Annotated in this window: 18 protein-coding genes; 13 read left to right on the top strand and 5 right to left on the bottom strand. The window is 52.5% G+C overall.

Translation table 11 applies throughout. The annotated features are described in order from the left end of the window. The gene (locus PUT07_RS35625) at nt 1–504 is read left to right on the top strand and encodes a sensor histidine kinase (protein WP_379240343.1); all 504 of its coding nucleotides are present in this window, start codon (nt 1–3) and stop codon (nt 502–504) included. A gap of 38 nt (nt 505–542) precedes the next feature. Here the strand turns inward: PUT07_RS35625 and PUT07_RS17245 are convergent, their stop codons facing one another. Then, nucleotides 543–881 (bottom strand): L,D-transpeptidase, encoded by a 339-nt coding sequence (locus tag PUT07_RS17245; RefSeq protein WP_274469541.1) that lies wholly within the window; start codon nt 879–881, stop codon nt 543–545. Nucleotides 882–1,012: 131 nt separating this feature from the next. Here PUT07_RS17245 and PUT07_RS17240 point away from each other — a divergent pair, with 131 nt between their 5' ends. The 5 genes from PUT07_RS17240 (at nt 1,013) to PUT07_RS17220 (ending at nt 6,717) form a co-directional block, all read left to right on the top strand. Further along, nucleotides 1,013–2,179 carry an iron-containing alcohol dehydrogenase gene (locus PUT07_RS17240; RefSeq protein WP_274469540.1) on the top strand — a complete coding sequence of 389 codons (1,167 nt, stop codon included), beginning with the start codon at nt 1,013–1,015 and terminating at the stop codon, nt 2,177–2,179. Beyond that, nucleotides 2,176–3,102 carry an EamA family transporter gene (locus PUT07_RS17235; protein ID WP_274469537.1) on the top strand — a complete coding sequence of 309 codons (927 nt, stop codon included), beginning with the start codon at nt 2,176–2,178 and terminating at the stop codon, nt 3,100–3,102. The genes PUT07_RS17240 and PUT07_RS17235 overlap by 4 nt, the downstream gene beginning before the upstream one ends. A gap of 290 nt (nt 3,103–3,392) precedes the next feature. Continuing rightward, nucleotides 3,393–4,865, top strand: a complete 1,473-nt coding sequence (locus PUT07_RS17230) for an RICIN domain-containing protein (protein ID WP_274469536.1) — start codon at nt 3,393–3,395, stop codon at nt 4,863–4,865. A gap of 409 nt (nt 4,866–5,274) precedes the next feature. Next, the gene (locus PUT07_RS17225) at nt 5,275–5,757 is read left to right on the top strand and encodes a pentapeptide repeat-containing protein (RefSeq protein ID WP_274469535.1); all 483 of its coding nucleotides are present in this window, start codon (nt 5,275–5,277) and stop codon (nt 5,755–5,757) included. A 168-nt stretch (nt 5,758–5,925) separates the two neighbouring features. Next, nucleotides 5,926–6,717 carry a sporulation protein gene (locus PUT07_RS17220; protein WP_274469534.1) on the top strand — a complete coding sequence of 264 codons (792 nt, stop codon included), beginning with the start codon at nt 5,926–5,928 and terminating at the stop codon, nt 6,715–6,717. Nucleotides 6,718–6,759: 42 nt separating this feature from the next. Here the strand turns inward: PUT07_RS17220 and PUT07_RS17215 are convergent, their stop codons facing one another. Together PUT07_RS17215 and PUT07_RS17210 are read right to left on the bottom strand one after the other, a co-directional pair. Then, nucleotides 6,760–8,535 carry a cache domain-containing sensor histidine kinase gene (locus PUT07_RS17215; RefSeq protein WP_274469533.1) on the bottom strand — a complete coding sequence of 592 codons (1,776 nt, stop codon included), beginning with the start codon at nt 8,533–8,535 and terminating at the stop codon, nt 6,760–6,762. Nucleotides 8,536–8,581: 46 nt separating this feature from the next. Then, entirely contained in the window at nt 8,582–10,237 is a 1,656-nt protein-coding gene (locus PUT07_RS17210) for a response regulator (RefSeq protein WP_274469532.1), read from the bottom strand. A 219-nt stretch (nt 10,238–10,456) separates the two neighbouring features. On the opposite strand from PUT07_RS17210, the gene PUT07_RS17205 reads away from it, so the two are divergent. The 6 genes from PUT07_RS17205 to PUT07_RS17180 all read left to right on the top strand — a co-directional run bounded on the left by PUT07_RS17205 (nt 10,457) and on the right by PUT07_RS17180 (nt 16,897). Continuing rightward, nucleotides 10,457–11,842, top strand: a complete 1,386-nt coding sequence (locus PUT07_RS17205; RefSeq protein ID WP_274469531.1) for an ABC transporter substrate-binding protein — start codon at nt 10,457–10,459, stop codon at nt 11,840–11,842. A gap of 140 nt (nt 11,843–11,982) precedes the next feature. After that, nucleotides 11,983–12,813, top strand: a complete 831-nt coding sequence (locus PUT07_RS17200; RefSeq protein WP_443147236.1) for a carbohydrate ABC transporter permease — start codon at nt 11,983–11,985, stop codon at nt 12,811–12,813. Between the two features lie 83 nt (nt 12,814–12,896). Further along, on the top strand, nt 12,897–13,715 hold the full coding sequence (locus PUT07_RS17195) for a carbohydrate ABC transporter permease (RefSeq protein ID WP_274469530.1): 819 nt from the start codon (nt 12,897–12,899) through the stop codon (nt 13,713–13,715). Between the two features lie 546 nt (nt 13,716–14,261). Beyond that, the gene (locus tag PUT07_RS17190; RefSeq protein WP_274469528.1) at nt 14,262–15,188 is read left to right on the top strand and encodes a dihydrodipicolinate synthase family protein; all 927 of its coding nucleotides are present in this window, start codon (nt 14,262–14,264) and stop codon (nt 15,186–15,188) included. Then, entirely contained in the window at nt 15,185–15,868 is a 684-nt protein-coding gene (locus PUT07_RS17185; RefSeq protein WP_274469527.1) for an N-acetylmannosamine-6-phosphate 2-epimerase, read from the top strand. The genes PUT07_RS17190 and PUT07_RS17185 overlap by 4 nt, the downstream gene beginning before the upstream one ends. A 42-nt stretch (nt 15,869–15,910) precedes the next feature. Then, on the top strand, nt 15,911–16,897 hold the full coding sequence (locus PUT07_RS17180) for an ROK family protein (protein ID WP_274469526.1): 987 nt from the start codon (nt 15,911–15,913) through the stop codon (nt 16,895–16,897). Between the two features lie 38 nt (nt 16,898–16,935). Here the strand turns inward: PUT07_RS17180 and PUT07_RS17175 are convergent, their stop codons facing one another. Beyond that, complete coding sequence (locus PUT07_RS17175) at nt 16,936–18,360, bottom strand: discoidin domain-containing protein (protein ID WP_274469524.1); 1,425 nt, start codon at nt 18,358–18,360, stop codon at nt 16,936–16,938. Nucleotides 18,361–18,953: 593 nt separating this feature from the next. Further along, nucleotides 18,954–19,310, bottom strand: coding sequence for a hypothetical protein (locus PUT07_RS17170; RefSeq protein ID WP_274469523.1), 357 nt, complete (start codon nt 19,308–19,310; stop codon nt 18,954–18,956). A 751-nt stretch (nt 19,311–20,061) separates the two neighbouring features. Between PUT07_RS17170 and PUT07_RS17165 the strand changes: the two genes are divergently transcribed. Further along, entirely contained in the window at nt 20,062–20,904 is an 843-nt protein-coding gene (locus tag PUT07_RS17165; RefSeq protein ID WP_274469522.1) for an SDR family oxidoreductase, read from the top strand. Nucleotides 20,905–20,955 lie beyond the last annotated feature (51 nt).

Raw genomic sequence — 20,955 nt, 5'->3', positions numbered from 1 at the left:
ATGGAGACGAAGCAGTTTCATTTCCAACTGGCGCCGACCTCTTGCCAGACGATGGTGCGTCAACTGTTTGCCAAGTATGAGCTGGATTGCGCGAATGCGGGAATCACCTACACGCTGGAGATGGACCAAACCGATGGCGAGGAACTGCTGCTGACTGTGGATGCGGACCGGATCGAACAGGTCTACGCCAATATCATTTACAATGCGATCAAGTTCTCACCGCGAGGCGGGTTCATTCATGTCCGGGTAGAAATGAAAGGGGATCCTCAGGAGCTGGTCATTCGGGTGTCTGATACGGGTGTGGGTATTGGCGAAGAAGATTTGCCGCACATTTTCGAAAGGTTCTATAAGGTTTCCAAATCACGCAGCACATCCGGCGGCAGCGGCTTGGGCCTGGCTATCGCCAAAGAGATCGTCCAGTACCACGGGGGACAAATCTGGGCGGAGAGCCGGCTTGGCAAAGGCTGCACGATTTCGTTCTCCTTGCCGGTGCACCGGATCTAACCGTCAAAAACCGCACAGCTTGGCTGTGCGGTTTTTATTCATGGCCGGATCGTCACTCGCGTGTGGATGGGGACCAGAGCGGACAGCTGAAGCACATCCTCGTTATACATCCGGATGCACCCATGAGACGTATGCTTGCCGATGGAGGAGGGGTCATTGGTACCGTGAATGCCATAATGCGGCTTGCTTAAACCCATCCAGAGGACGCCGAAGGGCCCGCCGGGGTTAGGCTGTTTGTTAATGATGGTAAACTCGCCGGTAGGCGTTGTGGTCACCATCCGGCCGATGCCGACAGGGAAGCCCCGTACGACCCGGTTCCCATCGAGCAGGTACAGTTGGAAATCGGACAGGTCGATGATGATGCGGTAATTGGGCATGAAATCTTCACCTCAATCTATCATATGAGCCGGTTAGGCAAAGGAACTGGGCTGTTTTCGATATTGCATCGGACTTGTGGTATACTGCTGTAGTTAGACATCAGACATCAGACATCAAGGGAGTAACAGGCATGCAATCATTTTTACAATGGAATCCTACCAAATTGTGGTTCGGCAAAGGGCAGATCGAGATGCTCGCGCAAGAGCTGGGCACAGCCGGCAAGAAAGTACTGCTCGTCTACGGCGGCGGCAGCATTAAGACCAACGGAGTTTATGAGGCTGTTAAGGCGCAGCTTAGCCATATGCAAGCGGAAGTCGTTGAGCTGTCCGGCGTTGAACCGAATCCGCGTCTGACGACGGTGAAGAGAGGCATCGACCTGTGCCGTGAGCATGGCATCGAGCTTATCCTGGCCGTTGGCGGCGGCAGTGTTATCGACTGCGTGAAAGCCATCGCGGTCGGCGTTTTTTACGAAGGCGACATGTGGGACATCATAACACGCAAAGCGGCTCCCGCCAGAGCGCTGCCTTTCGGAACCGTGCTGACGCTTGCGGCGACAGGCTCGGAGATGAACAATATTTCCGTCATTACCCACTGGGAGAAAAATGAGAAGCGCGGATGGAGCAGTCCTCTGGCATATCCGGCTTTTTCCATTCTAGATCCCGAATATACATACTCGGTTCCAATGGATCAGACTGTTTACGGCATCGTAGACATGATGACTCACGTGTTGGAGCAGTATTTCCACCTGACGGACAATACGCCGATGATGGACCGGTTCATGGAGTCTGTGCTACAGACGATTATCGAGGCTGCACCTAAGCTGCTGGAGAATCCTAACAGCTACGACCACCGGGCAACCATTATGTACGCGGGCACAATGGCTTTCAACGGGTTATTGTCGTGCGGGACGGACGGCGGGGACTGGGCTTCGCACCAGATCGAGCACGGATTGTCTGCTGTGTATGACATTCCGCATGGCGGCGGGCTGGCCATTATTTATCCGAATTGGATGCGTCATTGTGCGGAGGACGATCCGTCGCGGATGAAGAAGCTGGCGATGGCCGTTTTCGGTGTGGACGGGACGGGCAAATCGGATCTTGAGATTGCGAATGAAGGAATTGACGCGCTGCGGTCCTTCTGGAATGCATTAGGTGCGCCGAATTGCTTGGCGGACTATGGGATCGATGATACGAAAATCGAAGAATTAATTCACAAATCATTTATGAAAAATCAAGTCGGACAATACAAGTTGATGACCCGTGATACAGTCAGAGATATCTTGATGCGATCCTTATGATGAAATATTATTTGTACGTACTCGCTGGCGCTTGTTCCTTCGGGCTGTTATCCACTTTCGTGAAGAAAGCGTATGAGTCGGGTTTTCATGTCGGAGATGTGGTGGGCAGCCAAAACTTGTTCGGCGTGCTCATGATCTGGACACTGGTCCTCGTCACCTCGAAGTCCGACAGAGGTGGCACGGGGGCTTCAACTGCGAAGTATAGGGTGTCGCCGCGGCAAGCTTTGTCGCTGATGGCGGTGGGCACGACTTCAGGATTGACCGGTATTTTTTATTATGGCGCCTTGCAGTATGTCTCGGCGTCCTTCGCTATCATCTTGCTTTTTCAATTTACATGGATAGGCATCGTGCTGGAAGCCGTGATCGAACGCAGGCGGCCGGGCAAGGAGAAAATATTCGCTCTCTGCCTGTTATTCGCCGGTATCCTTATGGCAAGCGGTTATTTGCACGGCGGGCAAGAAGCTCCTTCCTTGATCGGCATTGTGCTGGGACTATTGTCAGCTCTGACTTACGCGCTATTCATTATGTTCAGCGGCAAAGTTTCCAGCCGTGTCGCGCCAATCACGCGAAGCGCCATTATGCAATCCGGCTCCATCATTCTCGTGATGGCGGTATATCCGCCGCACTTCCTATGGAACGGCTCTCTGCATGGGGAATTGCTGCCGTGGGCACTGCTGCTAGCTTTCTTCGGCGTAGTCATACCGCCGCTCTGCTTCGCCATCGGCGTCCCCCGGATCGGCGGGGGGATGGCAACGATCATGAGCGCGGCGGAATTGCCAACGGCCGTTATCATGTCTTATGTGGTGCTGCATGAGACCGTCCAAGCGGTTCAATGGATTGGCGTCGTTGTCACAATGCTTGGCATCGCACTGCCGGAGCTGATGAAATTCAGACAGCGGCAGAAGCAGCAGAATGCGGGCTAAGGAAAGAGCGAAATTGAACCTTCATCGGGATGATGGGGGTTCTTTTTTGCGTAAAAATGAATGCGTTCACGTCTCCCAAAGTGCATCGACGAAAAGTTCACTCCGAAAAGTATGAAAAGTTCATAGATGTTCGCTTTCTGCAGTGGAAGCAGAGCCATGAATTCTTATATCGTAAAGGAGGAGGAGGTGATGGGAAAGTATAATTGTAAGCGCTTCATAATTAGCGGAGCTATTGTTGCGGCAGCAGGAAGAGACAGGAAACAAAATCGATGAGAGGACGGATGAATGTGATGGAAAAAAGGAAAAGACCGGCGCTGCGCTTATTCGGGTTCATACTGGCGATTGTTTTAACATGGCAAGTGCTGGGCGCAGCCTTGTTCGCCAAGGAGACGGAAGCTGCTGCCGTCACGCTTCAGAACGGCATCCAGTTCAAGGATACAAGCGGCAATGTCATTCATGCCCACGGCGGCGGCGTCATCAAGGTTGGCAGCTATTACTATTGGTTCGGTGAGAACCGGAACACGGACGGAACCTTCAATGCCGTGTCCTGCTACCGCTCGACGGATCTGAAAACATGGGAATTCCGCAGCAATGTGCTGACGAAAAATTCGGCGGCTGAGCTGAACGTATCCAATATCGAGCGGCCGAAAGTGATTTATAACAGCTCCACGGGCAAATTCGTGCTCTGGATGCATTGGGAGAACGGCGTTGATTACGGGCAGGCGCGAACGGCCGTCGCTTCCTCGAGCACCGTAGACGGCGCCTACACCTACCACGGCAGTTTCCGGCCGCTTGGTTACGATTCCAGGGATATGACCGTTTACAATGATAACGGCACCGCTTATTTGATTTCGGCTACGCGCGTCAATGCCGATTTGAACATCTACAAGCTGACTTCCGACTTCCTGGGCGTCGATTCTTTGGTTCAAACGCTCTGGACCGGCCAGTACCGGGAAGCGCCCGCCATGTTCAAGCGCGGCAGCGTCTATTTCCTGGTCACCTCCGGCGCAACCGGCTGGGATCCGAATCAGGGCAAGTATGCTACGGCCACGTCCATTGCCGGTACTTGGAGCGGCCTCAGCAACTTCGGCGACGGTACGACATATGACTCGCAGAGCGCTTATGTGCTCCCGGTTGAAGGCTCCAGCACCACCTCGTACTTGTATATGGGGGATCGCTGGGCGGGAGCATGGAGCGGGAAAGTCATGGAGTCCCGTTATGTTTGGCTGCCTTTGCAATTCCCGACGAGCACCTCGCTATCAATGAACTGGGGCAGCTATGTCACAATTGATACGAGCACGGGTACGATCAGCGCCTCGTCGCCGGCGATCGATACGAACGCGTACTATTGGCTGGAGAACCGGAATGGCGGCAAAGGGCTCAATGTCGTTGGCCAAGGTACGGCGAACGGGGATAACTTGGAGCAGTATATCGACAGCGGCTGGTACAGCCAGCAGTGGAAATTCATTAGCGCGGGAAGCGGCTACTATAAAATTCAGAACCGCGGCAGCGGCAAACTTATCGGCGTCGAGAACGGATCCACGACGAACGGGGCCGTGATCGAACAGTGGGATGACGGCGGCTGGACCAGCCAGCACTGGCAGGTTATCGACAGCGGAGCCGGCAGCTTTAAACTGAAAAACCGGGCGACCGGCAAGTTGATCGACATCTCCGGCGCTTCCGAAGAAAACGGGGCTCCGGCCATCCAGTACACCGACAACGGCGGCAAAAATCAACAGTGGCGGCTGTTGAAGGTTGAATAAATGAAAACTTAAGGTACTCGAGGAATACCTGGCAGGTTCGATAATTTCGACGTGATGCATCCCGTGAGGGGCATCGCGTTTTTTTATGGATGTATGTAGATGATTTTTTGAATACAATATACCGATTTTGGTTCACTAGCGCCGAATGTGTATGATTTTTCGAATATATGTAACGATTTTCCCCCAATAGAGTAAAATTGCACATGATTTTTCGCATATAATTGCGCGAGTGGTAATTAGCGCCCTATCTGGATTGTTTCTGCGCCCGCGCTGCGCTGATGTGCCGAGGAGGCTTTGTCCGTTAGTAGCATAGTCTCGTAGAGATAAAAGAGAGTTTCGTGTAAAATGAAGGGGTATCACCCTAAATAATGAAACATGATGGCATTTTAAAAAAGAGAGGTTGAGCGGTGTGGACTTGAAAACGGATCGTTTGAATGTGCAAATGAGCGATATCACAGGGTCAACGTTTAGCAAATTGCGTGCGGAGAATATGGCCTTTCACGATGTGAATCTGGCAGGGACAAGCATTCATAATGCGAATATGAGCGGCATGGCTTACAATGACATTAATATGCAGCGGTCGATGATCACCAACGTGAACTTGTCTAACACCCGAATTCAACATGCAAGTCTAAGCAACGCTCAAGTGGATCATGTCCACCTCTTCGGGACGACGTTCACGAATGTGGTTCTCCCGCAAAAGGGCGACGGCAATTACCGCGAAGATGGCGGCTACGCGCCAATCACTTTTGATCATTGCCAGTTATCCAATACGAGAATTACCAATTGCGATTTAAGCGGAGTAGAGATCGCGGACTGCGATATCACGGGTTTAAAAATCAATGGAATCCCGGTGGAACAATTACTTAAGCACTATTCATCCCATTCATAACGACAAGACGTCTTATCCGGGGGCGCAAATTTTTCAGTATACTGAAACCGCAATCGAGCCAATCGCGTATGAAGATACGGATCATTTTAATTTAACTAGAGATTTTTTGAATCAGCGGGAGCGGTAGTTTCGGGCTCTTTTTGATCGGGACGAAGAGGAGGAAGAACGATGTCTTTTTTTAAGAAAATGCTGGCAAGTGCAGGTATCGGTAATATTGAGGTGGATGCGCAGTTTCATACGAATCGATTCGTTCCGGGTGAGCTCGTTGATGGCATCGTCCTGATGAAAGGCGGCAGCGTCGAGCAAAAAGTGGAGAAGATTTATTTCCAGATCATGACGGAGTACTTGAAGCCGTCCCAGAGCGACTCTGATCGCAAGGAGAGAGTAACGGCGGCCGTAGCGAACATCCTGCTGGGAGAGCGGTTAACGATTGCAGCCGGAGAATCGGTTGAGATTCCGTTTCATTTCGAGCTTCCTCATGAGACGCCGATCTCGATCGGGGCTGGCCGAATCTGGATTCATACGGGACTGGATATCGATAACGCCGTGGATCCGTCCGACCGGGATTATATCCAGGTAGCTCCGCATCCGCACACCGCAATTTTATTCGAAGCGCTGGAGGAGATCGGCTTTCATCTGCATAAGGCCGAGAACGAGTATTATCCGCAGCGCAATTATCATCTTCCGTTTATTCAAAATTTCGAATTCGTGCCGTATCAGAACGGCGAATACCGCAGCTCGGTGGATGAGCTGGAGCTTGTCTTCTACCCGAACGAGAACGGCGTAGAAGTCATCATGGAGCTTGACCGCAGAGGCCGTGGTTTCGGCGGCATGCTGGCGGATTTGATGGACACCGACGAATCGCTTCACCGCTATTATTTCAGCATAGACGAGCTGGAGGCAGGCGCCGGGGCGGTAGCGGATCAATTGAGAGGCATTCTGGACGATTTGCTTGGGTAATAAAAGGAGCTAAGCGGCAGCGCTTAGCTCCTTTCATATTTCTCATGCCTCTCGCTTCCTCATCGGCAGGCGGATCGTGACGGTCGTCCCCTCACCGGCTTGACTCCGAACGGTCAGGCCATACGGCTCCCCGAAATAGAAACCAATCCGGTCGTGGACATTCTTGATCCCGATATGAGCCTCACCCAGTGTATCGGATGATTGGGCAAGCCGCTGCTGCAGCTGCTGCAGCTGTAGCTCATCCATCCCGGCCCCGTTGTCCTTGATGACGATCTCCATGTCGTTACCGGAACTTTGCGTCATCACTTCCAGCAGACCGGGGTGGCTGACCCGTTCCAGCCCGTGAATAATTGCATTCTCAACGAGCGGCTGTAGAGAGAAATGAAGTACCTGCTGCTCTTCGCTAGCCTCCGAAAGCCGCTCCAAGTACTGAATTTTATCTGGAAAACGCAGCTGCTGGATCTTCACGTATAACCGGATATGCTCCAGTTCTTCCCGTAAGGTGACGGTCTCTTTCCCGGATTGAATATGAATCCGGAACAACCGCCCGATCATGCCGACCATATCGCTAATTTCCCGCTGCCCGTTCATAATCGCCTTCATTTGGATGGACTCCAGCACATTGGCCAGAAAATGCGGATTAATTTGGCTTTTCAGCGCGCCGAATTGGGCGATCTTCTGCTGCACCATCGCTGTGGCGGAACGCTCGATATAGCTTTGCAGATCCTCGGCCATCTTGCGGATGCCTTGGTACAGCACGCCGAATTCATCCTGCCGGTCAGTGCTCAAATCGACATCGAGCTTCCCTAATCCGATCAGTTTGACCTGCCGGCTCAGCAGAATGATCGGTTTGGTGACCCGCGCGGATAGAATGAACATGAACAACAACGCCGTTCCGAGCGATAGGATCGCCAAGGTCAGTATGATTTTGATTAAAATGTCGGCCTGCTTCGTCATCTCCTTCTCGTCGATATACTGAATCACTTTCCAGCCGGAGTAAGGGGAAGCGACATAGTTGAAGAAGGTATCCACACCGGCGAAGTCTGAGTAGAAGCTGCCCGAATCATGGTCCAGAGCGGCATGTATAGCGGGAGCTTGCAAGGAAGCCGAGATATCGGTCATCACTTGACTGCGCTCCGAATTATAGATCATGCCGCCCTTGTCGTCGAGGATGAGAAAAGACCGTTTACTGTCCTCCGAAAGCTTCAAAATCTCCCGCAGCGAATCAAGGCGGATATCGATCAGCATGACCCCGAGCGGCTGCTTGGTGCCGACTTTGTTAATGACTCTGGCGATCGAAATGACGGATTGTTTGGCATTCACGCGGTGAAACGGAAGATGTGCTCCGAAGAGCACGATGCCTCCCGCTTTACGTTGGGTCTGCAGGTACCAGTCTTCGTGCGTGAAATCGTTGACATCGTAATCCGAGCGATTGAAATTCATCGAGTAGAAGACGCGCGATCCGGCATAAATTTGGACGGAGTCCACATTTTTGATCGTCATCTCAATGGAAGAAATAAAATGCTCGATGATGTTGCCGTAGGCAATCATCCGGTCGCTGCCGCTGTCATCGCCAGCTGTCGTCCAATGCTCCAGCGCCGCTTGCAGCTGCCCGTCCATTTGAGCGTTGAGCGTGCCTTTCTCGATACTCTGCAAATATTGGTCAATATTGAAGGACAAGTTTTTCAAAATTAAATTGGAACTGTTCTGGTATTCGTTTTTGACCGCTTGAATGGAAAATACATAGATGATGACGGAGATAAGCAGCAACGGAACAGTGATGATAAGAATCGTCAGCACAAAGATTTGATGATTCACATGTTTCATCCGGATGGGAAAAGATAACCGCTTTGATTTGAACATATCAGGCCCAGCCCCATTTTTTTCGATATTCCGTAGGCGTCATCCGGGTGAGGCTGCCGAACGTTTTCACAAAATGCTTAAAGCTTTTATAGCCGCACATCGTACAAATATCCGTAACGAGATGGTCGGGCTTCTTCAGCAGTTCTTGGGCATATGCCATACGGATTTCCGTCACGAAGCGCATATAGTTTTTGTTCAGTTTACGTTTGAACAGCCGGCTTAAATATGACGGGTTATAGTAGAACCGGTCGGCTACCATCTGCAGCGTCACTTCTTCGGCGATATGCTGCTTGATATAGGATGCGATCAGTTCGAAGATCAGCATGTCCTGCGGAGAATCAGACAGCGAGCTCTGGCGGCACATCATGCCAAGCTGAACCATCCATGCGCCCAGCCATTCGAACAGAGCCTCCAGCGTAGGGAAGTCGTCTACGAATGCCAGGCTTAACAATTTATCACTGTAAACGCCTTCATAAGGGACGCCGTTCCTGCCTGCGAATTGAAGGCAAGCGCTGATCAGTTCCTGCAGAAAGGCAAGCCAGCGTGCAGGCGAGAGCTGCTGCATGGGTTCCGCATGCTGCCCGGCGAAATGCTGGAGAAGCGCCTTGATTTGTTCGGCATCGGCATTCTCCAGGCATGCCAGCAGCTGCTTCTTGTTCGGCTCGTCCAGCTGCAGGAGAGCGGCGGATGTGATGTCGGTGATGTCATGTTGGCCGTTGCCGCTTCCCGCCATAAAGATATGCCTGTCAGGTATGAAATAACGCTGCAGCAGCGCTTTATCCGCCTGTTTCATAGAAGGACCGAGTTCGGCTATCGAGGAGGTCGGTAAACCGACTGCTAGATAGAAGGAGGCTTGCGCGGTTAGCCCCGCCTGCTTGATCAGTTGCTCAGAAGGTCCTTCCGGCAGCCCTTGCTCATCTTGACTCCAGTTATGGACGAAGGCAATACCGTACAGCTTGTTCTTGTGCAGATAGGTCATGCATGGACGAACAAGCAGAGAGCTGTATAGGTTGGAAATCGCGCTTTCGATAATCGAGGCGGCCGCCTCTTTGACTGCATTTCTGGAAACGGGGGAAGCGGCAAGCGGTGGCAGCCAAGTCAGAACGAACGGCAAACAGCCGGCACTTGGCGATCCGAAGAGGCTGCTTGCCATCTCCTCGTGAAACGACTCGGACGGCTCATCCTCTAGCAGCAAACGAATCCATTCGCTTTCTCGGAACCGCTTCGTTTCTTGCACGGCAAACTCCATTTCCGCTAGCGCTTCGCGCTTCTTATGCCGGTTGGAAACCACCTCCATACACTCTTGAATGGTGGCTAGACTTTCCTCATATTCCAACGGCTTGATCAAGAAGGCGTGCACACCGCCCAAACGGATCGCTTGCTGCGCATAGGCAAATTCATTAAAGCCGGTCAAAATGATAAAAACGGTGTCGGGCAACCGGCCGCGCAGCCCTTCGATCATCGCCAAGCCGTCCATTTCCGGCATGCGAATATCCGTAATAATGAGATCGGGACGCTCCAGGAGCGCCAGCTCCAAACCTGATTTTCCATTGTCCGACGCCAAAATACGGGTGACCCCAAGTTCCTGCCAGGCAAAATAATGCTGGAGTCCCATGCGAATCAGCGGCTCATCCTCAACGATTAATAACGTATACATGAATTCCCCCGAAAATTGTGACCTGCTCTTCTCTTTACTTGAATTATATACTAAAATCGCTACAAAACGTGTTCATAAAAAACAGAAAACCGAACAGGTCATAATTGGACCATAGATGTCAAACCAGTGGGATTCTGCCATTGGACTTTATGATCTATGCTTAGGTCAAGGAATGAAACGAGTCCCGTAAATTCCTATAACGATAATGGGGGTACTTGAATGAGGACAATGAAAAAAGGGTTAATGACCGTGCTAAGCGTCGCGTTAGTTGGGTCCCTATTGGCTGCATGTACCGGCAATACAGAAACGGCCAAGCCGGCTGCATCACCGGATGCCTCGAAGCCGCCGGCTGCAGTAGCCAGCGCCAAACCGGTGGAGATTACGTGGTGGAATTTCCCTAACTTCCAGACGTTGGACGGTGAGGTAGGCAAATACGAGAAACAGATCATAGCCGCTTTCAACCAGAAATACCCCGAAATTAAAGTCAATTTGGAAATGATTACGTTCGACGGGGGGCCACAGAAGCTGAACGTGGCGATTGCCTCAAACACGGCGCCTGACGTCATCTACGACGCACCGGGGCGCATTATCGACTGGGGCAAAAAGAAACTGCTTGCACCGCTGAATGACATGGTTACACCAGAGGTGAAGAATGACATCGCCCCGGCTTTCTGGAAGCAGTCGACAGTTGGCGATCAAATCGTTATGTATCCGCTGAATACGGGGCCGTTCATGATGGCCGTCAATAAAACCGTATTTGAGAAAATCGGCGCGCTGGATTTGCTTCCGCTGGGCAGACCGGACAGAACGTGGACGGCAGCGGAATATGAGAAAGCACTGCAGGCGGTCAAAGAGAAGGCGCCTGACATGATTCCGACCGGATTTTTCGCCAAAAGCACAGCGGGGGACCAAGGCACTCGCGCCTACTTGGCGAATTTGGGGGTATCCCGATTCTTGACGGAGGACAACACGAAGGTTGCGATCAATACGGAGAATGCCGGCAAGGCGCTGGATTGGGTTGTTCAAGCGACCAAAAACAAACTGAGCGTAGCCGGAGCCGCTTCCTTGGCGGCATCCGACGTGAATGACTTGTTTCTGCAAGGGAAGCTGGCGTTTACACTGAATTATTCGCCGGTATTGAAAGCGCAGAACGTAGCGAATAAGAAAGTGCCTTTCGAAGATGTTTTGCTGCCGTTCCCTACGCTGGACGGTTCCAAACCTAAGCTGGAGCCGTTCCTGGGAGGTCTGGCCATCTTCAATAACGGCAATGCGGATAAGATCGCCGCATCCAAGAAATTTATCGATTTCGTCGTCAACGATCCTGTGTGGGGCAAGAAGAACGTCATTCAAACCGGCGGATTATCCGCCCGCACATCCGTGACCGGTCTTTATGACGACCCTGAGTACAAGTATGCTGACCTCGCGCGTCAATTCATTACGGATCCGCCGACGATTGCAGACGGTTATGCAGAGATCCGCACGTTCTGGTTCCCTGAGCTGCAGCGTGCTTTGACCGGAGCGGCTACAGGCAAGGAAGCGTTGGATGCTTTTGCCGTCAAAGCGAATGAAGCGATGGCGAAGGCCCGGGCTCAAGTCCAGAAGTAGCAATGGGTTGGCAGGGGCAGTGCAAGGAAGTGCGCTGCCCCTTTCACTACACACAAGATAAGGGGATAAGGACATGGAGGCATCCATTGGCAAGTGGAGAACCAAAGCGCTGCGCGACTGGCTGATGAGCTATTCTCTTTTTGCTTCCGGCGTTGGGATTTTTTCTCGTATTTGTTGCATACCCGATGCTAAGAGGCATTTATATCAGCTTTTTCGATTACTCGTTAAGAAATTTCGATTTCATCGGTCTGGATAACTATACGGCATTGCTTCATAACGAAATTTTTCTGAAATCCATGCGGAATACGGTATTGCTGGTCGTCATCGCCGTGCCGGTCGTTATCATTTTTTCCGTTTTCGTTGCGGTGAATATTTACAAGATGAAGGAAACGTGGAGATCGCTGTTTCGTGGCGTGTTCTATCTGCCTGCGGTCTCCTCGGTCGTCAGCGTTACCGTCGTGTGGGGATGGATCTACCACCCGAACTACGGCATTTTGAACTATCTCACAAGTCTCGCGGGACTCGAGCCGGTATCTTGGCTGGGCGATACGCGAACTGCATTGCTGGCGATTATTGCCGTACTGATCACGACATCGGTCGGTCAGCCAATCATTCTGTACGTCGCCTCGCTGGGTAACATTCCTGCTTCGTATCTGGAAGCGGCGGAGATTGACCGGGCGACACCGTGGCAAATTTTCATCAAAATTGTGTGGCCGATGCTGATGCCGACGAACTTATATGTCATCGTCATTACGACGATCAATACGTTCCAATGCTTCGCGCTTATTCAATTGTTGACATCCGGCGGTCCGGTCTACAGCACGTCGACGGTGATGTACGGCGTTTATGAGCAAGCTTTTCTCTTGGGTCACTTCGGGCTTGCCTCGGCCATGGGCATTCTGCTCGCGATCGTGATTGGCATCATCTCGACGATTCAGTTCAAATATTTTGGCAGCGATGTAGAGTATTAGGAGGTCATCATGACGGCAAACGCATATGGGCAAGCGCGCTCCGGCGGTATGAGGCAAACTCGGTCTGCGGGCGTAAAACGAAAATGGACCCCGATCAAGGTGGTCTCCATGATCATTCTCCTGCTATCGACGATTGTATTTATTTTTCCGTTTTACTGGATCGTGACAGGTGCATTCAAAATACAAACGGTCGCGACGGCGATTCCGCCGGAATGGTTCCCGCTGGAGCCGACGATCGGCAACTGGCAGGAATTGTTCAAAAACCCGATAGGCCGCTGGACGCTGAACAGCTTCGTCATATCCATTGTGAAATGTTCGCGGTATGCCTCGTCTCGTCAACGGCGGGCTACGTGCTGGCGAAAAAGCAATTTCCGGGCAGGAAAATCATTTTCACGATGTTTATCGCCGCTATGGCGCTGCCGAAGCAGGTCATACTCGTTCCTTTGTTCACGATGCTGGCTGATTTCGGTTGGGTGAATACGTACTATGGGCTTATCCTGCCGGCTATCGGTTGGCCGTTCGGCGTTTTTCTGATGAAACAGTTCGCCCAGACGATTCCGGGGGAGCTGATGGAAGCGGCGAAGATGGACGGCTGCACGGAAATTCGGCTGTTCTCGACGATTATTTTGCCGCTGTTAAAGCCTGCTCTGGGAGCTCTCGCCATCTTCACCTTCATTGCTTCGTGGAACGATTATTTCAGTCAATTGATCATGATTCGCTCCACGCCGATGATGACGCTTCCGCTGGGTGTGTCCATGATGACGACGCAAAGCGAATTCATGACGAACTACGGCGTTCTGATGGCAGGTGCGCTGTTGGCATCCGTTCCGATGATTGCCATTTTCATCGTGTTCCAGAGAGCGTTTACGCAGGGCATTACGATGGGTGCGGTGAAGGGTTAAGGGGCTGACGGTAGCGGGATTGTAACGGGGGAAGAAAGAGGAATGCAAGAAACTGCAGTAGTGCGAGACAGGGGAATGCAGGAAACAGCAGGAGAGCGAGACAGGGGAATGCAAGAAACAGCAGGAGAGCGAGACAGGGGAATGCAAGAAACGGTAGCGAAACGGTGAGCGTAAGAAGCAGCAGGGGTGCAAGTACAGATGGGAGCGCGGTAACCAGCTGCAGCAGTACACAAGTACAAGCAGGCGTGTAAGAGAGTAAAGTACGCTGGATCAAGCAGGAGCGCATTAAGTGGAGTACGTGGGAACAAGCAAGAGTGCGGTAACTGGAGTACGTGGGAACAAGCAAAAGCGCGGTAAGTGGAGTACGTGAGAACAAGCAGGAGTGCAGTAAGTGGAGTACGTGAGAACAAGCAAGAGCGTAAGTAAGTGGAGTACGGGCGAACAAGCAAGAGCGCGGTAAGTGGAGTACGTGAGAACAAGCAGGGGTGCAGTACGAGAGGTACGCAAGAGCAAGCAAAAGCGCAAGAAACAGGAGGTAAGATCAATATGAAAACCAACAATTCGGATGGGTTTGAGGGAATTACTATTGCGATGTATTCCTGCTATGACGACAACGGTGAGATAAGCAGAGAATCCGCACGCCGTTTAGCGAGGTCCTACGCACAGACCGGTGTCACAGGCTTGTACGTTGGCGGCTCCTCCGGTGAGGGCATGCTGCAATCCGTTGCAGAGCGGAAGGCGATGTTGGAGGCCGTGATCGAAGAAGTCGGCGACGAACTGACGGTTATCGCGCATGTCGGCGCACCGTCCACCCGTGACAGCGTAGAGCTCGCTGTGCACGCCGAGAAAGTCGGGGCACACGCAGTGTCAGCCGTGCCGGCTATCTATTACCGTCTGTCGGCACCAAGCGTAGAGGCGCATTGGCAGGCGATCATCGACAGCACATCGCTGCCGTTCATCATTTACCATATCCCGCAAACGACGGGCTTTCATTTGTCACTAAGCCTGCTGTCGCGTATGGCGGCACAAGACAAAGTGATCGGCGTCAAAATTTCCGCCGAAAGCACATTCGAGCTGCAGCAGTTCAAAGCGGCCGGGGGAGAAGGCTTCCTCGTTCTGAACGGACCGGACGAACAATACTTGGCAGGCAGGAGCATAGGCGCCGATGGAGGTATCGGGGGGACTTACGGAGTCATGCCGGAGCTGTTCCTTCACATCGAGCGATGCTTCCGTCAGGGCTTGATTGCTGAAGCGCAGAAGTGGCAGTTCATCGTGAATGAACTGATCACCGAGCTGCTGTCGTTCCCTTCCTTGTATGGGGCATGCAAAGCCATTTTGAAGGAGCGGGGTTATGAAACGGGGCAGCCCCGGTTGCCCTTACTGCCTGTTGCTGCAGCGGATCAACAACGGATTATAGCTTTGAATCAACGGATGCTGGGCTATATAGCTGAAGTGAATGGAGCCAGGCTATGATACATCGAGCTCGTGAATTATTCCCTTTGCGGGGGCTGATTGTTTCATGCCAAGCGCTCCCCCATGAACCGCTGCGAGGTGGCGATACGATGGCCAAAATGGCTAGAGCCGCTGTAAGTGCAGGGGCGTCCGGCATTCGCACGAACGGCGTGTTCGATATCATTGCGATCAAGCAAGAGGTGTCCGTGCCGGTAATCGGGCTAATTAAGAGAGAAATCGCCGGATCGGATATTTTCATAACGCCTACGCTGAATGAAGTGAAAGCAATTGTCATGGCCGGAGCAGAAGTCGTTGCGCTTGATGTTACGAAACGCGAAGGCCGCCTTGAGGCTGTTAAACCGCTTATTGAATGCGCGCATCAGATGGGGGCGGCGGTCATGGCCGACATCTCGACGCTGGAAGAGGGGCTAGCAGCGGAAAGGTTAGGCGCCGATTTCATCGGCACAACGCTTTCGGGATATACCGCTTATAGCCGCCAATCCGAGGAGCCGGATTTTCAGTTAATACAGGAGTTGAGTGAAGCGGTGCGAGTGCCTGTCATCGCTGAGGGACGCATCTGGACGCCGGAGGAAGCGGCCAAAGCGCTGGACTGCGGAGCTGCTCAGGTCGTCGTCGGCAGTGCGATCACCCGTCCTCAGCTGATTACCGCCAAATTTATGCAAGCCATGAACAGACAGTAGTCCGGAATTGAGGGGAGAACAGGTGGAGGTGTGAAGGGAAGCATGGAAGTTAAGGTTTCGGCTGCGTTGGACCCTATGTCCGACTACGCCATCGGGATTGACATCGGGGGCACGAAAATCAATGCCGGCATCGTTCATTCGAGCGGCGAAGTAGAGCTTGCCGTCAGTATGGCGACACTTGCGGGAGTGGCGGACACTTCGGAGCGTGTGACGCTGACGTTGCGAAAGCTTCTCCAGGAAGCCGGTTCAGCCAGACCGGGACTGCGCTTCAAGGGGATCGGCGTAGGGAGCGCTGGGCAGATTGATTGGGCGACCGGTAGTGTCCGGTCCGCATCCGAGCTGCTTCCGGGGTATGCCGGAACGCCGCTGAAGCAGCTGCTGCAATCTCAATTCGCTATGCCGGTATATGTTGACAATGACGTGAACGTCTTGGCGCTAACAGAGAAATATCTCGGCGCTGGCAAAGGAATGGACCATTTCCTTTGCGTGGCGCTGGGGACAGGTGTTGGTGGAGCGGTTGTTGTGAATGGGCAGCTTGTTCACGGTGTCTGGGGAGCGGGGGGAGAGCTCGGCCACCTGTCCGTGGATTGGAAGGGGGAGCCTTGCTTGTGCGGAGGCCAAGGGTGCTTGGAGCAATATGCCTCAGGCACGAATATTGCGCGAAGAATGGCCGTACGGTTGGAGAAAGCAGGGATGGGGCAGGTGCCGGTAGATTCGCGAGAAGTGTTCTCGCGCTGGCGGTTAGGAGACCCCCTTGCAGCCGAAGTGATGCAGGAGTCGATGTCGGCCGTCGGAGCAGGGTTGGCCTCGCTGATCCACATTTTTAATCCCCATTTAATTGTTGTTGGTGGCGGTGTGGCGGATGCGAGCGAGCTTTTTCTCGAAGGGATTCGGCGAGAAACGATGGCTAAGACGATGCCTTCGATGCGCGAGGGGGTGCGTATTGAGAAGGCCTACCGTGGAAATTGGGGCGGCATGATCGGCGCAGCCTTGCAGGTCTGGGAGTATGACATGGGTACACATGCATAGAAGGCCGGCTCCGTATGCCAAGGAGCCGGCCTCTCTCGTTAATTACCGTAAATGTCCACTTCGGTGATCGAATTCCAGCCGTTGCCGGAAGAATTGCCATGGCCGACGACACGGACGTACCTAGCACTCATATCCGCAAAGTCGTAGTCCACTTGTGATAAGGTCAAGGCACTGACTTTGCTCGCCAATACTGTCGTCCAGTTCGTGTTGTCCGTGGAAATCTGCACATCGAAAGTCGTTGTACGTACATCGCCTTGATGGAAAGCGATCGACGCATATTTGACGGTTTTGCTTGTGCCGAGATCGTACTTGATCCATTGGCCGTCACCTTGAGATGACCAGCGGGTGCTTAAGTTGTTATCCAGCGTATTAGATGCTACATTCCCGTCATTCCCGCTATCGCTAACGGCAGACACGGACAAAATATTAGGGGTTGGCGTCCCGTCAGAGCAGGATGTATACGTCGTTACGCCTGAGGTGTACATGTTGCCTGCCGGTGTGCGCGTATTGTTGCAAGCGGTGGCAGAACCGCCGTTGACAAGCACGACATAGGGGGCAGCGGTGTCCAAGTTGACGGTATTGTTGTAGAAATCATTGTTATATCCCCACCCCGGGGAACGTTCATGAACCTGAAACGCATCGACGATTATGGAATTACTGTTGCGGAACGCCGTGTTATTGCGGATGATGGAATTGTTCCCCTTGACGTCCATGAAGCTGTCCGCCGCATTGGCGCCGGAGATGCCGGTGCCGTTGAAGGTACTGTTTTCCACAATCGTTCCAGTCGTTCCTTCCTTAATGTCCACGGATTCAGCCGTCACGTTCGGACCGATCGTCACGTTCGTTATTCGGTTGTTGTTGGCTTCCTTGACATAAGTGCCCCACTTGCCGACGTCGGAGCCGACGTAGACGCCTTCGCCATAATCAGCCGTTACTTTCCCCGTATCGTAAACAGTGGAATTTTGGATGACGTTGTTGGAGCTCCCGTCGCGATAATGCACGCCTTCTTCTCCGATATTATACACTTCAACCCCGTCTATTAGGCCGTTGTTGGAGTTGTCAATCATAATGCCTTTCTTTGCATTCGTAATTTTTAAATTTTTGACTTGGGTGTAATCGCCGGTCAAATACAGCGTATAACCGCTGGAGGTTCCGCCGCCGTTCAATATGGCTTTATTCGCAGCGCTGGCGCTTTCGATGATGATCGGGTTCGCTGAGTTGCCATTGGTGCCAGAGACGAAATTGCCCGTGTATGTGCCCGCTGCAAGGACGATGTGGTCTCCAGGGGAGGCATTAGCCAAAGCGGTTGTCAGGCAGGCAGCGGTACTGCAGTTCACGGTTGCCGCTCCGGCTGGGGCTGGCAGCACGAAGGCAGCTGCTAATGCGGTGAGGGCAAGCAGATGTGGGAACCTGTTTTTTGAAGCGTTCGGACGGTCGGTTGACTGCTTAACGTAATGAGTCATTACATGAATCCACCTTTCATCGATTGAAATCGCTTACAATTATGACAATAGCATAATGCGAGGTTGTTATCAAACATTTTCGAACGAAAAGGTTAAAAATAGAACGTTTATAGGGCTGCCGGTGGGTGCGTGTATTTCCGTTTATGCCGGGGTGATGGATGGAAATGTAAATCAGGTTGAGCAAGGGACGGAATGGGTCGGGCAAACTGGCTAGCAGCAAGCGTAACTGGAATTTCTCCTGTTAATTTAGCGCAAAGATACCGCTGCAGGCGTAACAGCTGGAAAAACTCCTGTTAGATTCATGACAAAGCGCTGTATTCCATCTTCGATAGCTATTTTAACAGGAGAAATTCCCGTTATTCGTTCCAGTAGCCATTTACAGCTCTGAATAACGGGAGTTTTTCCATTTATCGGAGTGCAGGGGGAGTGGGACTTCGGCATCCGACAAGCGCTGAACCTTACCAGTTGGAGCTGACTTTCATCCAGCGGGAGTTGGCCATTGCCTGCAGGACCTGGTCCCTGACTCAGCAAGCACCCTGCCTGCAAAAGCTGCCCCTCAGGCAGGCCGCTTCAGTGACATGAGTCACTTGATCTTACGCATGCGCGAACTGCTCTGAACGATAGGTCATTGCCGTCATATATGTAAGTTCCGGTGCGGCGAACTTTTCCGCCAGCCGCCTAAGACGCATATATATGGTTCGTAAAATTACGCAATCCATCTGGGTAATGAGGCAGCGATTGCCGATAAAATCGTGCATGCTCACTTTGATCAAATCATCGCTGGCCCGCAGATCCCGAATTGATGGCTTGGATGGGCAACCTTCGTCAACGATATAGCGGGTTTGCTCCAAAGCCAGTTGATACAGTTCAGCGCATTTCCGGCTGATGCGAACATGCCTTTTGGCCCCCACGGCATCTGTAACGGTAAGCAGAAGGTTCATGCGATCCAATGAGCTCTTCTTCAAATAAACCATTTCATGCGCTTCGATACCTTCCGCCAACAACCGTATAATAATAGCGTCTTGCGGATTCGTGCAGCTTGCTTCAATACGATAAATGTTCTCCAGTGTAAGTATAAGAAATCAACTTCCCTTCCTGTGCCTGCATGATTTTCTGTAAAGGTTTCATGAAGCTTTCAATAATCACCAACTCTATATCCTATGCAGATGTACGGTCAGTTTATGCCTGATTACAAAAACTTTATGTTTCCGCAATACAGTAAGTAAGGTATTTCATCCGCAAAATGTCGCCGAACGGCTGAACGGGCTTCTAACGGACTCAGCAGCCGCTAATCGGCGGAAATCGGTCCTGTTCCGGGGCTAACGGACACAGCGGCCGCTATTTAACGGTTTTCGGCGATTTCATGCCGAATTTGCACAAATAGCGGCACCTGTGTCCGTTAGCCTTCGCGGAACAGCCCGATAACGCCGGATAACGGCCGCTGTGTCCGTTAGAGCGGCCGGGCTGCCGGCGGCAGAGCCGGCTAGCGGGCAAACCACCCGCAAACCACCCGAATTTACCGCCCGATCGTCTGCGGCATTCACAAGTGATTAAAACCTCAACCATATGGGCATGCCTGAAGAAGGATGATTATGTTTCACAACTTTTACATCGACAATATGCGGTTTGTATGGGATTATGGAGGGTAGTGCTCATCGGTAGTGCTCATTAGTAGCGCTCAATAAGAAGGGGGCAGCGCAAATGCGTTCTACACGCGGAGTCGCTCTGGTAACCGGCGCATCCAGCGGGTTCGGGTTAATCACATCCGTCGCGCTGGCTCAGAAAGGGTACCGCGTCATGGCAACGATGCGCGACTTGGGCAAAAGCGAGGCTTTGCTGCATCAGGCCCAGCGTGCCGGGGTTAGAGATTATATCGATACGATGGTCGTAGATGTAACGGTGAGTCCTTCGATTGAACAAGCTGTAGAGGCCGTCATGCGAGATCACGGACGGATCGATATCCTCGTGAATAATGCGGGCTTCGCGCTCGGCGGCTACGTGGAAGACGTCCCGATGGAAGCGTGGAGAGCTCAGCTGGAGACGAATGTCTTCGGCGTGATCGCGATGACCAAAGCGGTTTTGCCGCATATGCGGGCTCAACGGTCAGGCTGCATCGTGAACGTAAGCAGTGTTAGCGGACTTTCCGCTTTTCCGGGATATGCGCCTTACAGCACGTCCAAGTTCGCGATCGAAGGCTTTAGCGAGTCGCTGCGCTTGGAGATGATGCCGTTCGGCGTGCGTGTGGTCCTTGTGGAGCCTGGCGCTTACCGGACGGATATATGGCGCAAAGGCTTCGAGTCCGTTCACGCGCCGGAGAACTCGCCTTACGCGCAGCGGCTAAGCCGCATGCTGGCATATTCGCGCAAAGCGTCTATGACCGCTCCGGATCCGCAGGAGGTTGCCGATCACATTACGCACCTTGTGGACAACCCCCGCCCGAAGCTGCGGTATCCGCTTGGACGCGGTGTCCGGATGGGGCTGTGGGCGCGAAGCCTTTTGCCATGGAAGTGGTATGAAGGGCTAGTGCATCGAATGTTGAAATGAACGGACCGGCAAGTTGAGGAGAAGCAGAATAGCAGAAAAGCAGAAAAGCAG

It is taken from the genome of Paenibacillus sp. MAHUQ-63 (genome assembly GCF_028765165.1).
Taxonomy (GTDB): Bacteria; Bacillota; Bacilli; order Paenibacillales; family NBRC-103111; genus Paenibacillus_E.
The sequence above is the reverse complement of the archived record's forward strand: the minus strand, read 5'-3'. Positions and strand labels throughout refer to the sequence as shown.

Bases quoted from the DNA above. Each gene is read 5' to 3' on its own strand.
- PUT07_RS17180 (WP_274469526.1), top strand. From the start codon at position 15,911: ATGGAAGTTAAGGTTTCGGCTGCGTTGGACCCTATGTCCGACTACGCC.
- PUT07_RS17230 (WP_274469536.1), top strand. From the start codon at position 3,393: ATGGAAAAAAGGAAAAGACCGGCGCTGCGCTTATTCGGGTTCATACTG.
- PUT07_RS17245 (WP_274469541.1), bottom strand. From the start codon at position 881: ATGCCCAATTACCGCATCATCATCGACCTGTCCGATTTCCAACTGTAC.
- PUT07_RS17190 (WP_274469528.1), top strand. From the start codon at position 14,262: ATGAAAACCAACAATTCGGATGGGTTTGAGGGAATTACTATTGCGATG.
- PUT07_RS17240 (WP_274469540.1), top strand. From the start codon at position 1,013: ATGCAATCATTTTTACAATGGAATCCTACCAAATTGTGGTTCGGCAAA.
- PUT07_RS17220 (WP_274469534.1), top strand. From the start codon at position 5,926: ATGTCTTTTTTTAAGAAAATGCTGGCAAGTGCAGGTATCGGTAATATT.
- PUT07_RS17235 (WP_274469537.1), top strand. From the start codon at position 2,176: ATGATGAAATATTATTTGTACGTACTCGCTGGCGCTTGTTCCTTCGGG.
- PUT07_RS17165 (WP_274469522.1), top strand. From the start codon at position 20,062: ATGCGTTCTACACGCGGAGTCGCTCTGGTAACCGGCGCATCCAGCGGG.
- PUT07_RS17205 (WP_274469531.1), top strand. From the start codon at position 10,457: ATGAGGACAATGAAAAAAGGGTTAATGACCGTGCTAAGCGTCGCGTTA.
- PUT07_RS17185 (WP_274469527.1), top strand. From the start codon at position 15,185: ATGATACATCGAGCTCGTGAATTATTCCCTTTGCGGGGGCTGATTGTT.
- PUT07_RS17175 (WP_274469524.1), bottom strand. From the start codon at position 18,360: ATGACTCATTACGTTAAGCAGTCAACCGACCGTCCGAACGCTTCAAAA.
- PUT07_RS17210 (WP_274469532.1), bottom strand. From the start codon at position 10,237: ATGTATACGTTATTAATCGTTGAGGATGAGCCGCTGATTCGCATGGGA.
- PUT07_RS35625 (WP_379240343.1), top strand. From the start codon at position 1: ATGGAGACGAAGCAGTTTCATTTCCAACTGGCGCCGACCTCTTGCCAG.
- PUT07_RS17195 (WP_274469530.1), top strand. From the start codon at position 12,897: ATGGACCCCGATCAAGGTGGTCTCCATGATCATTCTCCTGCTATCGAC.